We start from the raw sequence: 22958 nt of genomic DNA on the forward strand, positions 1-22958 counted from the left end.
TAGTGTTGCCTTTTTTCTATTTAGAATTCGGTTAAAGTGGATTAAAAGCAGCAATGACGGGTCTAAACGTGCTCCGCTTGATTATTGTATAAACAATATGAACATCATTTAGTTATAAAATAATGAGCATCACAAAGAAACACCTTCCTTGCATTAACTTTTAACTGGAATTTTAGTAAAATTTTGCAGTCCATATTACTTGTGAAGCTTTGAACAAGCTGGAATTCACAGGTAATTTTTTAAAAAAGAGGAATAACACCGTGCTAGAAGCTTACCGCCAACACGTTGAAGAACGTGCCGCACTCGGAGTCCCACCGAAGCCACTTGATGATGCTCAAACCGCTGCATTAGTTGAATTATTAAAAAACCCGCCAGCTGGTGAAGAAGCTTTCTTGGTTGATTTGCTTGAAAACCGTGTTCCAGCGGGTGTAGACCAAGCTGCTTATGTAAAAGCTGCTTTCCTGTCTGCTGTTGCAAAAGGCGAAGCGACTTCTCCATTAGTTTCTAAAGAACGTGCGGTTTACTTACTAGGTACTATGCTTGGTGGTTATAACGTAGCGCCTTTAGTTGAGCTTCTGGAAAATGCTGAACTTGGTGGTTTAGCGGCTGACGCTCTGAAGAAAACCCTGCTTGTATTTGATGCATTCCACGACGTTGCTGAAAAAGCAAAAGCGGGCAATGACAATGCGAAAGCAGTACTTCAATCATGGGCTGAAGCTGAATGGTTCACTAGCCGTCCAGACGTTCCAGAAGAAATCAAACTGACTGTTTTCAAAGTAACAGGCGAAACGAATACTGACGACTTGTCACCTGCACAAGACGCGTGGAGCCGTCCAGACATTCCATTGCACGCAAATGCAATGCTGAAAAACGTTCGTGATGGTATCAACCCAGAAGTTCCTGGTGAAGTTGGTCCATTAAACCAAATTAAAGAACTGATCGCGAAAGGCAACCAGGTTGCTTACGTTGGTGACGTTGTTGGTACCGGTTCTTCTCGTAAATCTGCAACGAACTCTGTGCTTTGGTTCTTCGGTGACGAACTTCCACACATTCCAAACAAAAAAGACGGCGGTTACTGCTTAGGCGGTAAGATTGCTCCGATTTTCTTCAACACCATGGAAGATGCGGGTGCATTACCAGTTGAGATCGATGTTTCTAACATGAACATGGGTGATGAAATCACACTGAAAATCGATCACGCTGCTGCAAAAGTAACTGCGTTCAAAAACGGCGAACAAATTGCTGAATCTGAACTGAAAACTCCAGTGCTTCTAGACGAAGTACGTGCTGGTGGCCGTATTAACCTGATCATTGGTCGTGGTTTAACTGGTAAAGCACGTGAAGCTTTAGGTCTTGAGCCATCTTCTTTATTCCGTACTCCAGTACAACCTGCCGACTCTGGCAAAGGCTTCACTTTAGCGCAGAAGATGGTTGGTCGTGCATGTGGTCTTCCAGAAGGTCAAGGCGTTCGCCCTGGTACTTACTGCGAACCGAAGATGACCACTGTTGGTTCTCAAGATACAACTGGTCCTATGACTCGTGACGAGTTAAAAGACCTGGCTTGCTTGGGCTTCTCTGCTGACCTGGTAATGCAATCTTTCTGTCACACAGCTGCGTATCCAAAACCAGTTGACGTGCAAATGCAACACACACTACCTGACTTCATCATGAACCGTGGTGGTGTATCTTTACGTCCAGGCGACGGTATTATCCACTCTTGGTTAAACCGTATGCTTCTTCCAGATACAGTAGGTACTGGTGGTGACTCGCATACTCGTTTCCCAATTGGTATTTCATTCCCGGCGGGTTCTGGTCTGGTAGCGTTCGCTGCTGCGACTGGTGTTATGCCACTGGATATGCCTGAATCTGTACTTGTGAAGTTCAAAGGTAAAATGCAGCCTGGTATCACTCTACGTGACCTGGTACACGCAATTCCTTACTACGCAATTAAAGAAGGTGACCTGACTGTAGAGAAGAAAGGTAAGAAAAACATCTTCTCTGGTCGTATCTTAGAGATCGACTTAACAGAAATGGAAACAGACTTAACTGTTGAGCAAGCATTCGAATTGTCTGATGCTTCTGCTGAACGTTCTGCTGCAGGCTGTGCGATCACGCTTTCTGAAGAGAAAGTTGCTGAATACCTACGTTCTAACATCACCATGCTGAAGTGGATGATTTCACAAGGTTATGGCGATGCTCGTACTATGGCGCGCCGTGTTGAGAACATGGAAAAATGGTTAGCGAACCCATCACTGCTTAAAGCTGATGCTGATGCTGAATACACTAAAGTGTATGAAATTGACCTTGCTGACATCAACGAACCTATCCTGTGCTGCCCGAACGATCCAGATGATGCGAAACTGCTTTCTGACGTTCAAGGCGACAAGATTGATGAAGTATTCATCGGTTCTTGTATGACGAACATCGGTCACTTCCGTGCAGCTGGTAAACTTCTAGACAAAGTTCCTGGTGGTTCTTTATCTACTCGTCTATGGTTGGCTCCTCCAACGCGTATGGACGAACACCAGTTAATGGAAGAAGGCTTCTTCAACATTTATGGTAAAGCTGGTGCGCGTACTGAAATGCCAGGTTGTTCATTATGTATGGGTAACCAAGCACGTGTTGCACCGAACACGACTGTAGTATCTACATCTACACGTAACTTCCCGAACCGTTTAGGTCAAGGCGCGAATGTATACTTGGCTTCTGCTGAGCTTGCATCTGTTGCTGCGGTTCTTGGTAAATTACCAACTCCAGAAGAGTATCAACAATACGCTTCTCAAATCGACAGCATGTCTGCTGACATTTACAAGTACTTGAACTTCGATCAAATGTCTGAATATACAGATGCTGCTGAAAAGGTAGATACGAAGAAAATTGCTGCTGCTCAATTGTCTTAATTGATTAAGTAGTTAATAAGAAAATCCCACGTCATGTGGGATTTTCTTTATTTAATAGAATCTTACTAATAATAGACTTCTTGCGAAAGTATGGTTTTATCTAATTTTTGAATTGGCTAAAACCGCATAAAATATAGCTTTCGGCTGCTTAAAATTTGACTAACGCAAGAAGTCTAATAAAACTGTAATTTAGAAATTGGCCTTATGAAACTAAAGAATTTATCTTTTATATTATTAACATTTTGTTCTACACAAATTTTTGCAGAAGTGTCGTATACGAAGTTAGCAAACATAAAATTGGTTGATGAAAGTATATATCCCACAGGATATGACATTCAGTCTGAAGTGGAAAATTTGATTAGAGAGAAAAAGTTCAAAGATATTTCAAACAAAGCACAACAGCTTTTAAATAGTGAAGAATATAATTTTGATGGTAAGTTTAAACATACTAGTTATTTAGATTCTTTTCTTGGGATTGTAAATAAACATCGAGTAACTTCTCCAAATTATTATAAAGAAAATATAGCAATCGCACAGAAATGGATTAAGGCTGAACCAGAGTCACCATTAGGTTATATTTACTATACGCTTTGGGTTAGAAAACATGCTTGGAGCATTAGAGGGGGAAGTTATACTTCACAAGTATCGAAAAAAAATATGCAATATTTTGGTGATCAATCAATTAAAAATTTAAATTTTTTATTAGAAAATTATGATGTTGCATCTAAAGATCCTTTTTATTACTACATACTGTTAATGACCCTACGTGATCTGGGGGCTGAAGAAAACTACTTAAAAGCTTATCAAGATGGAATTGTAAAATATCCAAAACAGCGAGTTATTTATAATACATTTATGGGGAGTTTTGAGCCAAAGTGGTTTGGAGAAAATTATGATGCAATTAAAATGATTGTTAATGATATACAGGAATTAAATCCTACAGAAAAAGATTTTAATTATTATCATATTTTATATACCGCAAATAATAATAACTATAATTTGAAGAATCTTAATGTGGATTGGAATAGAGTAGAACAAGGTGCTGTTGATTCTTTAAGTAAACTTGCTTCATTAAGTAAAATTAATGATATTAAAAATCTGTATTGTTCTTATCCTGGGAATAGAGTGAGGTTGGAACGGTTATTAAAATCTTTTAAACAAGGACAATTAGAAAAAAGCTATATAGAAAATAGTTTGAATAACTGTCAAAAATAGAAATAATCGCCTCTTAATTGGAGGCTTTTATTTATAAATGTTATTTACAGTTCTAAGAATACAACGTTTAATCACAACTAATATTATTTTACAGTAGCATAGATCAGTGCCCAAACAATCCCGTTTCTTCTGTATCGGTGGCTTCCTTAACGGAACCCAAGTCAAAGACCAAGGTGACAGCTTTGTCTGTGTCGAAAATGGTAAACAAGTAACTTACTATAAAAAGGAAATCTTCCATCAAGATGCTTGGGATCATGACTACTATGTTTGTGAAACTACGACAGACCAACAAGCCAAAAATTGGGTTTATGATATTCCATCGCATTAATTACCCTGATTCAGTCTATTAATTAAACAATTACTAGAAACAGTAACTTGCATAACATTTCTAAAATTGATTTTTCATACTATTTTCCTAAAACTGTATGAAAATAAAGCCAATAGGGAATGTTATGAATTATGAAATTGATGCCTTTGGCACCTTGGTGATTGCAGTATTTTTTCTTTTTATTGGGCGGTATCTTGTTAGTAAAATTGGCTTCTTTAGAAACTATAATTTACCTGAACCTGTAATCGGTGGTCTAATCGCAGCGATTACAGCTTTTATTCTCTATAAATTTTTTAATATCAGTGCCACATTTGACTCAGAAATTCAAACCATTCTGATGCTGATGTTCTTTACCTCAGTTGGTTTAAGTGCAGACTTTACCAAGCTCAAAGAAGGTGGAAAATCACTGCTGATCTTTCTGGTCTGCGTCATTCTATTTGTAGTCGTGCAAAATGCAGTGGGTATGAGCTTAGCTACAGCGCTTGGACTTGATCCATTGATTGGTCTGATTGTCGGTTCTGTTACCTTAACGGGTGGACATGGTACTGCCGGTGCTTGGGGTGAAGTGCTTGAAACTCAATATGGAATACAGGGGGCAATTGTCCTCGGAATGGCAAGTGCTACTTTTGGTTTGGTTATTGGTGGGCTTGTGGGTGGTCCGGTTGCCAAATTCTTGATTAAACGAAATCAGTTGGCAGAGACAGTAGCGCAAGAGACCAATGAACAACAACTCGATACTAGCATCAACACCGCACCCTTCGAATATCCAAAGAAAACCCGGTTGATTACAGCCAGTAATGCAGTGTCGACTTTGGGGATGTTTGCACTATGTATATTTGTTGCGAATGAAATGACAGAGATCAGTCAGGGAAGATGGTTTGAACTACCGACCTTTGTCTGGGCTTTAGGGACAGGGGTGATTGTACGTAACTTCCTAGAGCATGTACTGAAAGTCGATATTTTCGACCGTGCCATTGATGTATTCGGAAATGCGTCATTATCCCTGTATTTATCTATGGCTTTACTGTCACTGCAACTCTGGTTGCTGGCCGATTTGGCAGGCCCGCTCATTACCATTTTGTTTGCGCAGACAGCGGTACTGATTTTATTTACCGCAATTGTGACCTTTAGAATCATGGGAAAAAATTACGATGCAGCCGTATTGGTAGCAGGGCATTGTGGTTTTGGTATGGGAGCAACCCCGACTGCGATTGCCAATATTCAGGCAGTTACCAATAGCTATGGTCCATCGCACAAAGCCTTTTTAATCGTACCGCTGTGTGGTGCATTTTTTATTGATATTGTGAATGCTGTGGTGATTCAGAGTATCATTGCATTTTTCGGTTAAATTTTAATACGACTTCAAAATCATATAGACATTAAAAAGCCCCATGGTTAGGGGCTAGTCGTATGCACATCTGAGGCACATACTGTAAGAGGCTCATCTCATACTGAGCGTATTAAAGCACACTCTTTTACTTCAACCTACGAAAGTTTTTCTGATCTGCTGGTTATAAATGAAAGGTCATAGCCAAAAGTGGGAGGAGGAGAAAGTTTTATTGCTCAAAAATAAGCATTTTTTATCTGGAACTTGGATGTTTTGAATTTCTCATTTCATCGTTAAATGGTTACAAAAATTTTCCAATAAGACGGAAAATATTACACGGGAATAAAAGAATTTAATCATTTACCAAGTTAATTAAAGTAAAAGTTATATAACTATTCATCTTTTTAGTCATGCAAAATAGCTTGAAATTAAATCAGATGTTCAGAAGCAGAATTTGGTTTTTATCCCTGATTTTGGTGATTTTTTAAAACAGCCCATAAAACAATAAATAACAATAATGACAATAGTTGTTGTCAAATTATCTTTATGCTCATGAATGAAGTTATACATATAAACTTCAGAAAAATAATAATTTATGGATGAGCGTATGAAAGGAAAACTGGTATTCAATAGCCTCAATATTGCGGTGTGTAGTGTCATATTGTATGGCTGTGGTGGCGGAGGTGGAGATTCTTCCGGTTCAGGAACATCTTCAAAAGTAGAACGGGAAATGGTGGAGGTGTTATCCACCCGGCCAGATTTAATTACAGACTCGGATGTATTGCTGAAACTGGAGCTGCCCGATGATATTCAAACTACGGCGTTGAAAGTGTCCCTGAATGGACAAAATATTAGTGATGCATTTGCCAATGAGCAGCGCCAAGCCTTAGTTGAAGGACTTAAACTGGGCGATAATCAACTCAAGGTTGAAGCAGGGCGTTATTATCAGAATTTAAGCCTGATCAATCATCCTTCGAGTGGACCATTACTGTCTGGCCCGCAGTTAAAGCCCTGGACCTGTACTAATGCGTCGACCGATCAGTTCTGTCAAAAGGCTGTGCAATATAACTATTACTATAAAGATCGTTTGGGACTCATTAAAAGTTATGACCCGGCACAACCGCCGGCCAGTCAGAATATTGCCACCACCACTACCGATGAAGGACTAACGGTGCCATTTATTGTGCGTGAGGAAGTGGGCTATCAGAACCGCGATGAATACCGTTTTGCGGTGTTGTATGATCCGAACCAGCCGTGGACCGCCTTAAAGCCACAAGCGCAATTTAACCATAAACTGGTGGTCACGCATGGCCAAAGCTGTGGTAATGATTACCAGTCTGCCTCTGCGCCAACGGTCATTGCCACTTCAAGTTCCATTTTGCCTGATGTCACCATTTTGGCTTTAGGCCGCGGCTTTGGGGTGATGTCGACTGCACTGTCTCATAGCGGTCATAACTGTAATCTGGCGATTCAGGCAGAATCGCTGATTATGGCCAAAGAGCGTTTTATTGAGCAGTATGGCACCTTGCGCTATACCATCGGGCAGGGCTGTTCAGGTGGTGCGCTGGCAGCACAATGGGTGGCCAATGCCTATCCGGGAATTTATCAGGGGATTTTACCCACTTGCTCATTCCCTGATGCCTGGAGTACCGCTTCACAGTTCGCCGATTATCACCTGATGATTAATTATTTCCAGACTCCAGAAGGCCGTTTAAGCTTCTTGCCGCATCAGATTGCGCATGTTCAGGGACATATTTCTGAAATTAATGGCTATGTCAGTGAGCTGGCCCAGTTTGATGTGGCGCGGCCAAATACCATCTGCAAGGGAATTTCATCGGCGCAGTTATATCATGCCACCAATAATCCTCAAGGCATTCGCTGTTCGATTCAGGATGCGGCAATTAATTTGCTAGCCCCACGCCCAACGGAGCTGTGGACCGAAACTGAGAAACGCATTGGTCGCGGTTTTGCTGGCCTGCCGATGGATAATGTCGGGGTACAATATGGGCTGGAAAGCTTGATGAAAAACATCATTACCCCAGAACAGTTTGTACAGTTAAACGAAAAAATAGGTGGCGTGGATATTGATATTCAGGCGGTGCCTGAACGTCTAGAAGCCAATTATACGGCGCTGAACAATGCCTATCGCAGTGGCTTAATTAATGTTGGGAACAACCTTAATAAAGTGGCGATTATTGACTGTCGAGGTCCGGACCCGGCGCTGTTCCATGATGCCTATCGTGCCTTTGCCATTCGGGCGCGACTGGAAAAAGCGCATGGCAATTATAATAACCATGTGATTTATGGCGGTGATCTGGTCATGATTGCCGATGCCAAATGTCTGGAAATCAGCTTTAATGATATGGACCGCTGGTTAAGCAATGTCGAAAAAGACTTAAGTGATTTGCCTATTGCCACCAAACTGACCCAAAACAAACCGGCAGATGTAAAAGATGCTTGTATTACTGCCGGCATCATTAACCGCGAGAATCTGTGCAGCACGCTCAGATTACCGGTATATGGCACACCGCGTATGGTGGCCGGGGACAGCCTGACCACCTATGCCAACAAGTGTCAGCTGAAACCTCTAAATGTGTCGGATTATGGCAATACGGTCCGCTTTAGCAATGAACAGCTCCAGCGATTGCATCGGGTTTTCCCGCAAGGCGTGTGTGACTATAGCCAAGCCCCAGTTGGCTTTGCTGACACCATTGGCTGGATGAGTTATCAGGATCGGCAGGGCAGCGTAGTTTATGGAGGACAACCTTTGCCTGCGGTCAGTTCATCGGCTGCACGCGGCTGGGCATCTAAAGCTTTCCAGTTGTTTTAATTCTTCACACATTTTTTGTTTCACAAAAACCAGTGATTTTTCACTGGTTTTTTTATGATTCATTTTGATTTTTAGTTGAAAATTCATGTAATATAACGACGGTTATTTCGCCGTTGTGTAGATGGCAGGCAGATAACCTTTGGTCGAATTAAAATGTTAACCAGATCTCATTAATTCGCTGAATTATCAGGTTTTTTAGCGAGAAAGCCCAGATAAGCGTTGTAAAATCATTAGATTAAATTTACTCACAATTATTTTGATTAATATGAATTATTTCTTATAATTACAATGATTTATAACAAAATGGACAAATCCCGGAAAATAGTGATAACTGATTCCGGGTTGTGACACTAAAATGAGTCTGAAAAATTAAAACAATCATAGGGTGAAGGATTATGGATATCACTGAGACGGTGTTTGACTTCAAAGCCTTATCCACACAACAACAAGATTATTTTTTTGAAAAAATTGCCGAGTTTGATCAGCAGGTGTTTACGTTAACCTGTGAAAAGGAGCTAAAGAAATATCTGTATGACCCGCAGGCAATTTCGGTCACTATTATTCAATATCATCATCGTGGCAAACTGGTCGGGCAGACCATTATTCCACTGTTGGCCTTAACCCTGTTACATCAGCCAATTCTGGTGGTCAACTCACGCGCCAGTTTTTTAAAAAGCTATCGCCATCAATACAACCATAAAATCATCAACAGTGCGCTCAAAGCCATGCTGAACCAGCGCTTTAAATATCCTTTAACGCCCATGTGGTTTATTGCCACCATCAACCAGCCGAAGCTTTATGCACATTTTGTATCACGTGTTCGGGGCTTTTATCCACGCAGTGATATCCGGATGCCGGAGGATTATTTAAGCGTGTTGCAGGTGATGGCCAGCCGGCAACACGACATCCAGAAGCGTGATGAAGATATTTATGTGCATCAGACCTGTGTGCCGCTGCGCAGTGAAGAGGAGCTGCAACAGTTAAGAGTGCATGCCAATCCGCATTGCGATTTTTTTCTGCAACACGCACCGGACTATTTTGATGGCATCGGCCTGATGTGTATTTGCCGTTTAGACAGTAAAACCCTGACCGAAACGGCACTCAACTTTGCTTTGGACGGGAAGATGTCTTAAGGCGCCAGAAATTTTAAATCGGCATGTTCACGGATGGTGTCCGCATCCAGACTGAAAATTGCATCTATAAACGCCACATTAAAACTGCCAACCTGTGAACTTTGCGCGTGGGCCAGTTTTCCGGCAATGGCAAAATGGACATGCGCGGCAATGGTGGCAATGGTCACCGGACTGACCGCGGCATACGCCGCAATTAAAGCGCCTAGGGCACAGCCGGTTGCGGTGACTTTGGGCTGTAATTCCGAGCCACCATTCACCTGCACCACCTGTTCAAGCTGTCTGGACAGAATAAAATCGGATTCACCGGAAATGGCAATACATTCGGCATGCGCCAAGAGGCTTTTGGCCTGTGCATATACCGCGGTGCTGTCTAGGGTCGAATCAACACCTTTGGATTCTACCTGTGCGCCGGCCAAGCCGCCAATTTCCGACGCATTGCCGCGAATCACACTCGGTTGAAAGGCCAATAGCGCATCAACCATATCTGAGCGCCATTTTAAGACGGGCCCATAACCGACCGGGTCCAGCACCCACGGTTTGGCAAGACGCTGGGCCGTTTCTGCCGAAATCTGCATGGCCTGCATCTGTTCGCTGGTCGGTGTGCCCAAATTAATACTTAAGGCGCTGCAAATACTGCTAAAGCTTTCTGCTTCAAAAGGATTATCAATCATGGCCGGTGATGCACCGGCAGCCAGCAGAATATTGGCGGTATAATTGGTCGCAACACTGTTGGTGATACATTGCACCAGTGGTTGCCGGGTTTTGAGCAGGCTCCAGGCTTCAATAATTTTTTCAATCATTGCCGCGGTTTCATCGGGCAGGCTGCTGTCAAGAGTGGAAAGCTGTTCTGGATAATTCATCAGTTACCCCTTTATTGGGTAAAGTAGTGGTCTTGCTGTTTACAGCGACGGCAGAACAAGGACACATAATGCTGGGCATCATAATCGACATCCAGTTCATCCGAGCCGCAGTGCATACAGCGTTTTAAGGCATAAAATTTTAAGCGCGGTTCAATCTTTTCCCAGATTTTCCAGATCGGTTGTACAAAGATCATTTCATCATAATTGAGAAAACGGAAAAATAGAATTTCCACCATTTTGCTCATCGGTAGTTGTGGTGGATGTGGCAGCGTGGTGGTCATCCATTTTTCTTGCAGGCCACGTTCACGGTACTGTTCTACGGTTTTTTTTAGCAGATTGGTATTAATGAATTTTTCATTGCGTGCCTGTAATAATTTCTGGCCATGCAGATAATCCAGCGCGGTTTGCACCAGATAAAAAATCTGACCCACTGCCAGGCTGTCCAGCAGGCGAAAACACAGGCTTTTAAAACTGTTGTTGCCGGAAATTTGCACCTGCCAGATGCGGCAATAAAACTGCATGAACTGCACCACTTTTTCATACATCAGTTCATAGATGGCATCTTTGACTTCATCTGAACTGTGAAAGGGCACGCCCTGACTCAAATTCTGGTAAAACCATTGTCGAAGCTGATGGGTAATACTGAACAGGCTCGGCTCTGAATAACCATCCAGCCGCACATTCACATAATACTGGCCGGCTTCATCGGCGAATTCCTTGGCCACCAGAATCTGCTGGTCAAGCAGCTGTTTGATCAGCTGTTTCTGATATAAATAGTTGGGTGAAAAAGGCTGGAATTTAATCCGTTCCCAGTAAATATATTCATCATGCTGGGTATTTTCATGTACCTGATCGTCCAGCATCGACAATAAAAACAGTTTCTGGATAAAGCTTAACTGATTCAGCTTGTGCTCAATCATGTCTTTATCTTTGCCTTTATTTTTGAGCTTGCGGTTTTCCTGTACCAGCGCTTCTTTAATCAGCTGTTTGCGTTTTTTTTCACAGGCCGGGCAATGACAACTGTGCAAATTGCCCGGATACACTTTATGTTCGCAGTAACTGCACTCGTGATAGCTCAGCTCCTGATCGTACTGTTCGGCTTCCACCCAATACATGGCAGCGCGGCACAGCGGACACGAGGTGCTTTCATCTAACTGTTTTTGCAGAATCTGGAGCATATTCAGGTGCAGTCATCATTTTAGAAATAGGATGTCTGGATTATACATGGCTGGGCCGCATTGGTTTGCTCAAAAAAACATAAAGCAGAAAACTTGGACACTATGCTGAATTTAAACGCCCTGACTTGAACAGCTCTTTTTCATAAAAAATACGGCAGGACGCCGTATTTTAAATGGAAGTTAGAGGAGAGAAGATTATACCGGACACGGTAGCGAATCATCCTCCTCACCAAGTTGCTTGGCCTGAATCAGCGCCTGTACTTTTTTGCTTGGGATTTTCTTGCTGCCCAGGGCATCATAGGTATTCAAAATAGAGGTAACTTCATTGGTCTGCATGGGAATGCCTTCACAGCTCATAAAGAGGGCAATCACTTTATGGTCGATGTTGGCCTGATCGAGGGTTTGCAGGGTTTTAATATTTTCTACACGGACGATATGCTCTTTTAAATACATCTCACACCTCTTCTCGTTTTTTCATCATTGTTATCATGCGCTCGGCGCCTTTAAATACAAGCAAGAAGCGTGCACAAAATGTAGCCGATTTGAAAATAATGTAATGGCCCATGCTGAAATGGCGATCGGCCAACTGAAAGCGTCATTTAGCCGATAACTGTTTGACTCTAGAAGCGAAATTGAAAAGCTAAATTTGAATAAATCTCCCTTCGCAAATGCTGGCGAATTGTCACCGGATTTATCTTGACGAAGTCTAAATAAGCCTCTGTTTAGACTTGGGAAATTATCCGGTTTTATCTCGCAGTATATTTTTAGCTGCACAGATCACAGGTCTTTGATTACAGAATGTAGTCAAGTGGCAGCTTTATGTAGGAACTTGTATCTCAATAGCGCAGAATTTCAGGTCAGATGGGCAGAACAGCACCAGCATGGCGCAACACCAGCGCGAGAAGATTTTAGCGGGCAGATTAAGCTGTTGGATTCGCTGCATAATTCAGCATCTCTGTATTTTTAAACAGATTTAGTTGAATGATGAATTGAAAAGTTGTGGCCGGATGCCCATATTAGAACAGAAGCGCATTCAGCAGACAGACTGAAAAAGTTGGCGTATGATCAAGACATCATCCGCATAATGCCCCGGCGTATAAACAATTAGGACATGATATGAATATCGCAGCAAATCCAGTGGTTGAAGCAGACCAAACTATTTATTTAAAAGATTATCAAAAACCTGCATTTCTGGTGGATTCAATTAATCTGGATATTCAGGTGTATGCAGACCACACCATCGTCAATGCTATTTTGGAGATGCAGCGCCAGACCGAAGGTGATCTGGTGCTGCTGGGCCGTGACCTTGAGCTGAAATCTATTCATCTGAACAGTCAGCAACTGACCGAAAATGACTATCAGCTTGATGCTGAACAGCTGGTAATTCAGAATGCGCCAGATCGTGCACGTATTGAAACCCAGGTGGTGATTCATCCGGAAAGCAACACCATGCTGGAAGGTCTGTATCAGGCTGGTGATCTGTTTGTGACCCAGAATGAGCCGGAAGGTTTCCGTAAAATTACCTTCTATCCGGACCGTCCGGATGTGCTGTCGGTATTTACTACCCGGGTGGAAGCCGATAAAAAATATCCGGTGCTGCTGGCCAATGGTAACCTGATTGAAAAAGGCGAGGTCGATGCCCAGCGTCATTATGCGATCTGGCAGGACCCGACCAAAAAGCCAAGTTATCTGTTTGCCTGTGTGGTCGGCGATTTAGCGGTGCTGAAAGACAGCTATGTGACTTCTGAAGGCCGTAATGTGGCACTGGAAATTTATGCGGTAGAAAAAGATATTCCTAAATGTCACATCGCCATGGAAGCGTTAAAACATTCCATGCGCTGGGATGAAGAACATTATGGTCTGCCGTATGACCTCGACAACTATATGATTGTGGCGGTTAGCCAGTTCAATATGGGCGCGATGGAAAACAAGGGCCTGAACATCTTTAACACCTCGTGTGTATTGGCCGATGAAGAATACACCACCGATGCAGCCATTATGCGCGTTCAATCGGTCATCGCACACGAATATTTCCATAACTGGACCGGTAACCGGATTACCTGTCGTGACTGGTTCCAGCTGTGCCTAAAAGAAGGCTTGACCGTTTTCCGTGACCAGTCGTTTTCAGAAGATTTACAATCGGCCGCAGTACAACGGATTGATGATGTCGCGGTATTAAAAGCGCACCAGTTCCCGGAAGATTCTGGTCCATTGTCGCATCCGCCACGTCCAGATCATTTTGTCGAAATTAATAACTTTTATACCGCCACGGTGTATGAAAAAGGGGCGGAAATTAACCGCATGATGTCGACCTTGCTCGGCAAGGAAAAATTCCGCGCGGGTACCGATGAGTATTTCCGCCGTCATGATGGTCAGGCGGTGACGGTCGAAGACTGGGTTGCGGCACTGACTGCGGGTTCAGGCGTTGATTTATCGGCATTTTTAACTTGGTATAACCAGCCGGGTACTCCAAAACTGCAGGCACATGGCGAGTATGATGCTTCGACTCAAACCTATCGTTTAAGCTTTAAACAGAGCCTGAAAGCGCATCCGAAATATCCAGACCTGAAAGCCGTGCCAATTCCGGTGGCTTTGGCGCTGTTTAATGCTGAAACCGGCGAGCAATATGCGCTGCAATCTGAGGCCCTGTTTGAAAATGGCGTAAAAGATGGCGTGTATCTGTTTGATCAGGATGAGGCAACCATCGAATTTAGCGGCATTAATGCCAAACCGGTGGTGTCGCTGTTACGTAATTTCTCGGCGCCGGTAAATCTGGAATTTGATGCCAGTGATGCCGAGTTGGCCTTCCTGATGCAGTATGAAACCAATGGCTTTAACCAGTGGCAGGCGACGCAGACCTTGCTGGAGCGCATTTTGCTAAATGGTCATGCGGTAGAAAGTTATCTTCAGGCCATGAAAAACACGGTGCCGGCACTGGTCAATCAGGACCCGTTACTGGCCTCACGAATTTTTGATGTACCAAGTGAAGGTTATTTGGGCAGCCGGATTGATCAGCACTATAGTCCGGTGGACATTCAGGAAAAACGTGAAGCCTTGTTAAATACGCTGGCGCGTGAATTGGGTGCTTTCTGTAAGGAAACTTACTTAAGTCTGGACCCGGACCTGCAAAAAGAGTTTTCACAGGCCATGGGCGTGCGTGCGCTGAAGAATATTATGCTCAGTCTGATGGCACGTCAGGGCGATACCGAAGCCTTTGATCTGGCGCATCAGCAGTATCAGAATACTGGCAATATGTCAGAACGTTTAGGCGCGCTACGTGTACTGGTCTGGAATGATGCACCGCAAGCCGAATCCTGCCTGCAGGATTTCTATGACCGCTTTAAAGATGAAGCGCTGTCTTTAGACCAGTGGTTTACTGTACAGGCCTCCCATCCAAATGCAACGGCTGAAACCATTCATACCTTAACCCAGCATCCGGACTATGATCTGGGTACGCCAAACCGCATTCGTTCGGTCAGTGGTGGTCTGAATATGAATCCGGTAAATACCTGGAGTTTTGGGGTGCAGCATTATATCCATCTGGCCAAATACCTCGATGAAAAGAACCCGATTTTAGGTTCACGTTTGCTGCAGGTGCTGTCACGCTGGTATACGCTGGATGAACCACAGCGCAGTCAGGTACAGGTGGCCCTGGAAACCTTGAAGCCCTTGGTGAAATCGAAAAACGTGGTCGAAACTTTAAACAGTATGCTAAATGTCTAAACCGGTGCAGCTTTCGCTCGAAAAAATAGAATAATGAAGATTTATTTTATTTTCTCGGTATTTAGCTGTAACTTTATGTGAGCTTTCCCGCATATTCGCGGGGAGTATGCTAAATTAAGGCTGAAACGTGTTTAGATAATTTAAATAAAAAAGCTCATCATTGTGGTGGGCTTTTTTATTTTTAGCCTGGAAAGGTTCAGGTGAAAAAGCCGGGTTCTGGCGTGAACAAGAGGTTGAGTGATGCTGGTTAAAATTGAAGATGGTTTTTACTTGAATTCACGACATATTATTGCGTTAAGAGTGAACAGAATATTGAATGAAGAGCGTTTTATGGTGTCTATTGAATATACACCACACTCGATGCAGGACAAGGGGCTGTATCAGCGCATCTTTCCGAATAAAATTGAAGCAGAACTGTTTTTACAGGCATTGCATCAGGAAATTTCCAAACCCTGACCGCTGTTCAGCAGATTTAAAAAAAACTCCTCACGTTGAGGAGTTTTTTTATGGCAGCTTTAGATTTACTTTAGACTTTTACAATTAGCACCGGAATAGGCGATTGGGTCAGCACGTTTTGCGCTACGCTACCCAGCATCATTTTCTTGAAACCGGTCCGGCCATGTGAGCCCATAATAATCAGATCGGCACCGACTTCATCGGCAATCTGCATAATGCCATCTGAGGGTGAAACGCCGTGCGCCAGTTTCTGATCGACCTGCACGCCTTCACGCTGGAAAGAATCAAGAATTTCCTGCAAGCGCAGTTTGGCATTTTTTTCGGCCTGCATGAAATAGTCGGTAATGGCCGGAGCAACTTTATAAAAATCGACGCCGACAAATGGGTCAACCGCAATCACGCTCATTACCGTGACCTGGCAGCCTAAATCTTTGGCCAGACTTAAAGCCTGTTCTACAGCAGCATAAGAAATCGGGGATTCATCCACTGGAACAAGAATATGTTTATAGCTGGTCATGACAGTTTTCCTTATTTTTACATATGAATATCGCGGGCTTTATTGAAACTGACAGTGAATGAAAGTACATCAAAAGCATTCAGGATTCTGAACTGTAGTAGGGCAATTAGGCCTTAATGACCAGCACCGGCAATTCAGAACTGCGCAGTACATCCTGAGCAAAACTACCGAGCAGGAATTTCTGGAAGCCTTTACGACCGTGTGAACCCATCACAATCAGGTCAACGCCCATTTCTTGTGCAGCTTCAACCACATGCTTGGCCGATACTTCACCTTCCACAATTTTAGTACTTACAGTAACGCCTGCAGCTTCGGCAATTTGCTGGCCTTCTTTCAGGGCTTTTTGTGCATTACCGTGTGCCTGCACAAAGTATTCTTTCATGATGGCAGATGAATAATAGAAATCGGCATCAGTGAACGGGTCTTCCGCCACCAGACTCACCAGACTCAGCTGACTGTTAAAGGCACGGGCAATTTCAGCTGCATGTTGCACCGCAGAATAGGAAATTTGAGAACCATCGACCGGAACGAGAATATGCTGATACGCCATGGAGAAACTCCTTATTGATATAATGAACTTAATGTTTAGCTATACTCTATAGATAGCACATCACCGGGGGGCATTCAATTTATTCCGGTGTTCTGCCTGCAAAAAAGATACAGATTTTCAATCACAATACCACTTAAGTAGGTCTTTGATTTAACAAATAATTCTGACTGGAATACTCTACATTGTCAGATCGCATTGTCGTGAAAAACCGGGTTCCATCTGCGCGGCGGCTGCTTTATAGTGAAGAAAAATAAAACAGCTGTATAAACAGGAAGATGGGTGAAATGAAGTATCTGATGTTAAGTCTGTGCATGAGCTTGCTGCTGGTGCTGAGTGGCTGCCAAAGCACAGCCGGTAATAGCCGTATTATTGCCGGCGCATTTAATCTGACCACCCAATTGCAACAGAAACTGATGGATCGGGATGCACCGCAGCAGGTGCGGGTGCTGGAAAATATCCAGTATCAGCAAGATCCGGATTTAAGCCTGGATGTCTATTTGCCAGCACAGACACCTGATGATACCGGATTACGCCCGGCCGTGGTCTGGATTCATGGCGGTGGCTGGATTTCCGGTTCCAAAGCCCATGCGCGCGGTTATTTTAAACGGCTGGCAGATGCCGGTTATCCGGTGTTTTCACTGCAATATCAACTGGCGCCAGCGGCGACTTATCCCACCCAGTTACACCAGATTAATCAGGCACTGGCCTATATTCAGGAACATGGCGCGCTGTTTGGTGTTGATGCCGAGCAACTATTTCTGGCTGGAGATTCTGCCGGTGCCAATCTGGCCAGCCATTATGCAGCCTTGTTGAGTAATCCGGAATTTGCCGCGCATTCGGAATTTGTGCCGGTTCTGGCCTTAACACAGCTGAAAGGGGTGATTTTGCACTGCGGGATTTATGATTTACCGTATTTTATTAAAACCGCGCCGGATGAAATCAAAATTGTCGAGTGGGGCATTTATAACATGGTGCAGGCCTATACCGGCGACCGCAAACAGGATGCGGAATTTCTGCAGCAGATTTCACCGATTCAGCATATTACTCCCGCGTTTCCACCGGTATTTTTAAGTGGCGGCAATAAGGATTTTCTGACTGATACTCAATCTTTACCGCTGTTAGAGGTGTTAAAGCAGCAGCAGGTGCCAGTAAAAGCAGTATTTTATCCCGACTCTAAACGCTGGCTGATTCATGAATATCAGTTCTTAACGCATCTGCCCGAAAGCCAGCAGACTTTTGAGCAGACCCTGTCATTTCTGGCCGATTATAGTAAAGCGGATCAGACAGATAGATCCGCGCCCTAAAATCTGCTGGTCATCATGTTAGTCTTTAGGATTTGGCTTTCCAGGGAAATTTCATCACCAGTAACACCACCACACCGCAAACCAGTCCCCAGAAGGCCGAGCCAATGCCCCAGAACTGGATGCCTGAAGCGCTTAGTAAAAAGGTCATTAATGCGGCTTCCCGGTCATCGGCCTCTTTAAAGGCAATAAAGGCGTTATGGCCAATGGTGCCAAACAGGGCGATACCGGCCAATGCAGTAATCAGCACTGCCGGAAAAGACATCAGCAGGCTGGTTAAGGTGGCGGCAAACAAGCCCATCAGGATATAAAACAGGCCACAGCTCATGCCGGCAATATAGCGTTTTGATGGGTCCGGATGCACCTGATGATCCAGACTAACGGCGGCACTAATCGCTGCAATATTCACGCTATAACAGCCAAAAGGCGATAACACGGCCTGCGCGGTACCGGTCCAGCCGAGCAACTGATTAACATGCGGCTGATAGCCATAGCTTTTAATAATGGCGATGCCGGGTAAATATTGCGAGGCCAGATTAATTACCAGCAACGGTAAAGCCAGACCTAAAATAGCGGGCAGGCTAAATTCCGGACTGATCCACACCGGTTGCGCCAATGACCAGCTCACCACAGGAAAATGGAAATCCAGTACCAGCGGGCACAGCAGCATCGCGGCAATTACGGTCAGCACAATGCTATAGCGTGGCCAGAAGCGTTTTGACAGTACATAGGCTGCTAGTAAAGACAGGATAAATGCCCATTCATGCTGAATGCTGGCGAACAAGGCAATGCCGAATTTTAGCAGTACGCCGGCCAGCATGGCGCTGGTCAGGCTTTGTGGAATATAGCGAAACAGACGTTCAAAAATCCCGAAAAAACCCAACAGTGCGGTCAGCACGCCGCACACCAGAAAAGCCCCAATGGCCTGATTCAGGCTATAACCACTGCCCGTGGCAATAATCAGGGCCAGCCCGGCGGTTGACCAGGACGTCGACACCGGATATTTGTATTTCCACGAGAGCAGCAAGCCAGACAGGCCAATGCCCAGACCCAAAGCCCAGAACCAGGAGGTAATCTGTTCGGCTGTGGCCCCTAAAGTTTGCGCCGCCTGAATCACCAGTACGGCAGAAACACTAATACCAATTAAAAAAGTGATAAATCCAGCAAAAACAGCCGGAATAGAAAAATCATGTATAAGCTTTTGCATAATCCGTTGCACAATAAAAATGGGAGAGAAAGCCGATAAATCATACGCCTTTCAATGGCCATCTAAAAGTTCAAATCTTTATCAGAAGTTAAAAAAATTGCTTGATTTTTATAGGGTCGAGCTGGCCAGTTTTAAGCCAAAACCACAAAACAGCAGGCCAACTGCGGCCACACCGCTCGCGGTAAGGCGGTAATTCCGGTTGAAATAGGTCGCCAGTTTCATTCCGGAAATAATCAGAATTGACAGATAACTCATGCTGATGATTTGCAGAATAATGGCCAGCAGGGTAAAAGTCAGCGCCGGATAAGGATAGGCCGGATCAACAAATTGCACAAAAAAAGACAGATAAAACAGAATCGCTTTCGGATTTAAAATACTAATGGTTAATGCGGTGCGAAAAGGATGAACCTGTTCTGGCGTACTGCTGCTATTCTTGGTTTGAGTCGAGCGGCTTTTTTCGGGCTGCCAGGTGCGATAGGCGGCAATCATCAGGCGTATGCCCAAATAACTTAAATACAGCGCGCCAATCATTTTCAGCGCTATAAACAGCCACGGAAAACTGTGTAGCACTGAAGCCGCACCAAAGGCAGTACACAGAATTAAAATCAGGTCACCGGTGTAAACGCCTAAAGCACCCAGATAGCCGGCTTTAATGCCAAAGCGCGAGGCAATTGACATCACATATAAAGAGTTGGGGCCGGGCAGGATCACAATTAAAATGGTTCCAATAATGAACGTCATTACGTCAGTGATACCAAACACAGGAAATCCAGAGAACTAAAAAGGCCGATGCAGCATTATATAGCAACATCGGCCTGGAATACGCGCACAGCGGCGCGGCTAAACAGGAAAATTAAGCTTTAATTTCGGCATCAATACCAAAGCTTTGGCGCAATAACTGGCTTAACTGTTCACGCGCTTTAATAAAGCCATCAATACCGCTTTGCAGTAACTGGAAGGCCATTAAGTCATGTTCCAGCTGCTGTTTAAATTTCTCTTTTGTGATCGGCTCCAGCTCGCCTTGAGCTTCAATCGTGTCACTTGAGAGTTGTGCTGTGACTTCACGCTCATCCTGTTCCAGTTCGGCCAGCAGGTTGGGTGAAACGGTTAACAGGTCACAACCGGCCAGCGCCAAGACCTGATCAATACTGCGGAAGCTGGCACCCATGATTTCAGTCTTCACCGCATGCTGTTTGTAGAACTGGTAAATCTTTTTCACGGACAGCACACCCGGATCTTTTTCAATTGGGTAGTACATGACATTTTCGGCTTTTTTGTACCAGTCCAGAATACGCCCGACAAAAGGGGAAATCAGCGTGACTTTGGCATCTGCACAGGCATGTGCCTGATGCAGACCGAATAGCAAGGTTAAATTGGTATGAATGCCTTCTGCTTCCAGCTGTTTTGCGGCCTGAATGCCTTCCCAAGTTGAAGCAATTTTAATCAGGATGCGTTTCTGATCAATGCCATATGCTTTATACAGCGCGAGCAGTTCTTTGGCTTTGGCAATAGTGGCATCTGTATCATAAGACAGCGAGGCATCTACCTCAGTCGAGACACGGCCATCAATCAGTTTAAGAATTTCTACCCCGAACTTGACGGTTAAAATATCAATGGTGCGTTCAATCAGCTCGTCTTGCTGATAACCTTCTGCTTTGGCCTGATCAAAGGCTTCGGTTAAAAGCGGTTTACTGTCGGCCTGTTCAGCCGCCGCGGTAATTAAAGACGGGTTGGTTGTTGCATCTAAAGGACGAAACTTTTCAATGGCAGTTAAGTCACTGCTGTCGGCCACAATAGTTGTTAAGCGTTTTAATTGGTTTAAGGCGTTCTGTGTCATTGAATCCGCTTCTCTAGTTGTTCGGTTATTGCTTATGCAATTATTTATAACACAAACTGGATTTAACCCAAGTGAAAAGCGTTACAGATCAGTGTCTAATTTGTGCTTTTTCGTTGATTGCGCAAGTGATTAATCAAAAAACGAGCAGCCAGCCCCAGTTTGCTTTCACGGCTCCAGACCAGATCGACAAAATATTCAAACTTGGGCGAGAAATCCAGAAAGTCCAAAACCTGTAGTTGCTGCTTTAAGTTCGGGTTTTCATTCAGCATTTGCAGCGGCAACACACCCCAGCCCAGACCCTGTAAAATTAACGAGCAGGCAGTATGATGATTATCAGTGCGCCAGTACTGTTTGGAAAATAACAGTTCCGGCTGAATACGACGGTCACGGCTGGCCACCACAATTTGCCGGCTGTGCAAAATAGCTTCAAAGCTGACCGGTGCCTGTTGAGCCAAGGCAAAATCTCGGGCCGCCACCGGCACCAAGGCTTCGCGTTTCAGTTCTACAAACTGCTCGCCACTGTCGAGCTGTTCACGTTCAAACATCACTGCCAGTTGCGCCGACTGTTCGACCAGCATGTGCATGGCATCTTCCTGTGGCGCTGAAAATATATTGATCTGTAGCGTTGGAAATTCCAGCTGCAGCAGGGCAATGTATTGGGTCCAGTCGCTATGAATCAGCTCGGACACCACCACAATATTCAGTTCCGATTCCAGCCCTTCACTTAACGCTGCGGCATGCTGTTTCCACTGGTTCATTTCAACCAGCAGTTGTTCGGTCTTTTCATACAGCGTCAGCGCCTGTGCGGTGGGCACCGGTTCACGCCCGATGCGTTGAAACAGATTCAGGTTCAGGTCAATTTCCAGATTGGCAATTGACATACTCACCGCGGATGGCACTTTTCCCAGTTGCCGCGCCGCTGCGGAAAAAGAACCGCATTCAATCACGGTTTTAAAAATGATCAGCTGTTCCTGATTCACATTCATGGGCAGTAACCTGTCAATAATATTGAAAGATTCTAACTCGATTTGTCGATAATTTAAAAATAAGATGGCAGCAATTGATGAAATGGATAAGGTTTAACATGCTGCTGTCGAAAAGAAGATTAATTCATGCCTTGAGTTATGAACTGATTTTACTGGTGATTATTGCCCTAGCTTTAAGCCTGATTTTCAAGATGCCGCTGGAAGTGACCGGTAGCCTGGGTGTGGCCATGGCAGTAACCTCGGTCTTATGGAATATGCTGTTTAATTATTTTTTTGAAAAATTTGAAGCACGCAGACAGCTCAAGCGTACGGTGAAAGTACGGATTTTACATGCCATTGGTTTTGAGGGTGGCTTAATGTTAGCCACCATTCCAATGGTGGCCTATGCCATGCAGATGAGTCTGCCCGAGGCTTTTTTGCTGGATTTAAGCCTGACCTTATGTATTTTGGTCTATACCTTTATCTTCCAGTGGGGTTATGACGCGATTGAGGTACGTTTGGGCTATGCACCGGCCTATCGTGAGTCTGTTTAAAATACGTCTGATGAATTTAAGAGCAGACAATAAAAAGGTAATAAAACGTCCATAAAAAAAGCCACTGCACCAGGCAG

At 44.2% G+C, this 22958-nt stretch carries 19 protein-coding genes; 10 read left to right on the plus strand and 9 right to left on the minus strand.

All coding sequences use genetic code 11. The features are described 5' to 3' along the window. Positions 1 to 260 precede the first annotated feature (260 nt). From FTT68_RS03075 to FTT68_RS03100, 6 genes are all read left to right on the plus strand, one after another. Positions 261 to 2900 carry a bifunctional aconitate hydratase 2/2-methylisocitrate dehydratase gene (locus FTT68_RS03075; RefSeq protein WP_104488916.1) on the plus strand — a complete coding sequence of 880 codons (2640 nt, stop codon included), beginning with the start codon at positions 261 to 263 and terminating at the stop codon, positions 2898 to 2900. A 204-nt stretch (positions 2901 to 3104) separates the two neighbouring features. Continuing rightward, positions 3105 to 4115 (plus strand): hypothetical protein, encoded by a 1011-nt coding sequence (locus FTT68_RS03080; protein WP_168370161.1) that lies wholly within the window; start codon positions 3105 to 3107, stop codon positions 4113 to 4115. 106 nt (positions 4116 to 4221) lie between these two features. Next, entirely contained in the window at positions 4222 to 4443 is a 222-nt protein-coding gene (locus FTT68_RS03085; protein WP_180175197.1) for a hypothetical protein, read from the plus strand. A 124-nt stretch (positions 4444 to 4567) separates the two neighbouring features. After that, positions 4568 to 5791, plus strand: coding sequence for a sodium/glutamate symporter (gene gltS / locus FTT68_RS03090; RefSeq protein WP_168370571.1), 1224 nt, complete (start codon positions 4568 to 4570; stop codon positions 5789 to 5791). A gap of 586 nt (positions 5792 to 6377) precedes the next feature. Then, the gene (locus FTT68_RS03095; protein WP_180175198.1) at positions 6378 to 8600 is read left to right on the plus strand and encodes a DUF6351 family protein; all 2223 of its coding nucleotides are present in this window, start codon (positions 6378 to 6380) and stop codon (positions 8598 to 8600) included. Positions 8601 to 8995: 395 nt separating this feature from the next. Further along, positions 8996 to 9733 (plus strand): hypothetical protein, encoded by a 738-nt coding sequence (locus FTT68_RS03100; protein ID WP_180175199.1) that lies wholly within the window; start codon positions 8996 to 8998, stop codon positions 9731 to 9733. Here FTT68_RS03100 and thiM read toward each other — a convergent pair. From thiM to FTT68_RS03115, 3 genes are all read right to left on the minus strand, one after another. Continuing rightward, positions 9730 to 10593 carry a hydroxyethylthiazole kinase gene (thiM, locus tag FTT68_RS03105; RefSeq protein ID WP_016659073.1) on the minus strand — a complete coding sequence of 288 codons (864 nt, stop codon included), beginning with the start codon at positions 10591 to 10593 and terminating at the stop codon, positions 9730 to 9732. The two genes, FTT68_RS03100 and thiM, sit on opposite strands and share 4 nt — an antisense overlap. A gap of 11 nt (positions 10594 to 10604) precedes the next feature. Further along, positions 10605 to 11771 carry a hypothetical protein gene (locus FTT68_RS03110; RefSeq protein ID WP_075166858.1) on the minus strand — a complete coding sequence of 389 codons (1167 nt, stop codon included), beginning with the start codon at positions 11769 to 11771 and terminating at the stop codon, positions 10605 to 10607. A gap of 195 nt (positions 11772 to 11966) precedes the next feature. Then, entirely contained in the window at positions 11967 to 12224 is a 258-nt protein-coding gene (locus FTT68_RS03115; RefSeq protein WP_005178638.1) for a hypothetical protein, read from the minus strand. Between the two features lie 663 nt (positions 12225 to 12887). Between FTT68_RS03115 and pepN the strand changes: the two genes are divergently transcribed. Continuing rightward, entirely contained in the window at positions 12888 to 15494 is a 2607-nt protein-coding gene (gene pepN / locus FTT68_RS03120) for an aminopeptidase N (RefSeq protein WP_104505379.1), read from the plus strand. Positions 15495 to 15734: 240 nt separating this feature from the next. After that, positions 15735 to 15950 carry a hypothetical protein gene (locus FTT68_RS03125; protein ID WP_005178631.1) on the plus strand — a complete coding sequence of 72 codons (216 nt, stop codon included), beginning with the start codon at positions 15735 to 15737 and terminating at the stop codon, positions 15948 to 15950. A 70-nt stretch (positions 15951 to 16020) separates the two neighbouring features. Here the strand turns inward: FTT68_RS03125 and FTT68_RS03130 are convergent, their stop codons facing one another. Both FTT68_RS03130 and FTT68_RS03135 read right to left on the minus strand, forming a co-directional pair. Next, positions 16021 to 16467, minus strand: a complete 447-nt coding sequence (locus FTT68_RS03130) for a universal stress protein (RefSeq protein ID WP_005178630.1) — start codon at positions 16465 to 16467, stop codon at positions 16021 to 16023. Positions 16468 to 16573: 106 nt separating this feature from the next. Continuing rightward, positions 16574 to 17017 (minus strand): universal stress protein, encoded by a 444-nt coding sequence (locus FTT68_RS03135; protein ID WP_005178628.1) that lies wholly within the window; start codon positions 17015 to 17017, stop codon positions 16574 to 16576. A 284-nt stretch (positions 17018 to 17301) separates the two neighbouring features. Here FTT68_RS03135 and FTT68_RS03140 point away from each other — a divergent pair, with 284 nt between their 5' ends. Next, positions 17302 to 18321: an alpha/beta hydrolase gene (locus tag FTT68_RS03140; protein WP_180006352.1), complete on the plus strand. Its 1020-nt coding sequence runs from the start codon at positions 17302 to 17304 to the stop codon at positions 18319 to 18321. 25 nt (positions 18322 to 18346) lie between these two features. Here FTT68_RS03140 and FTT68_RS03145 read toward each other — a convergent pair whose 3' ends face one another. The 4 genes from FTT68_RS03145 to FTT68_RS03160 form a co-directional block, all read right to left on the minus strand. Next, the gene (locus FTT68_RS03145; protein ID WP_016659069.1) at positions 18347 to 19525 is read right to left on the minus strand and encodes a benzoate/H(+) symporter BenE family transporter; all 1179 of its coding nucleotides are present in this window, start codon (positions 19523 to 19525) and stop codon (positions 18347 to 18349) included. A gap of 108 nt (positions 19526 to 19633) precedes the next feature. Next, complete coding sequence (gene leuE, locus FTT68_RS03150) at positions 19634 to 20287, minus strand: leucine efflux protein LeuE (protein WP_005178625.1); 654 nt, start codon at positions 20285 to 20287, stop codon at positions 19634 to 19636. Positions 20288 to 20378: 91 nt separating this feature from the next. After that, a complete protein-coding gene (gene tal, locus FTT68_RS03155) occupies positions 20379 to 21362 on the minus strand; it encodes a transaldolase (protein ID WP_180175200.1) in 984 nt (327 codons plus the stop codon). 95 nt (positions 21363 to 21457) lie between these two features. Next, positions 21458 to 22348: a LysR family transcriptional regulator gene (locus FTT68_RS03160; protein ID WP_168381423.1), complete on the minus strand. Its 891-nt coding sequence runs from the start codon at positions 22346 to 22348 to the stop codon at positions 21458 to 21460. 98 nt (positions 22349 to 22446) lie between these two features. On the opposite strand from FTT68_RS03160, the gene aceI reads away from it, so the two are divergent. Next, positions 22447 to 22881, plus strand: coding sequence for a chlorhexidine efflux PACE transporter AceI (gene aceI, locus FTT68_RS03165; RefSeq protein ID WP_168405513.1), 435 nt, complete (start codon positions 22447 to 22449; stop codon positions 22879 to 22881). Positions 22882 to 22958 lie beyond the last annotated feature (77 nt).

The organism is Acinetobacter sp. Q85-2 (genome assembly GCF_013420555.1).
GTDB lineage: Bacteria > Pseudomonadota > Gammaproteobacteria > Pseudomonadales > Moraxellaceae > Acinetobacter > Acinetobacter indicus.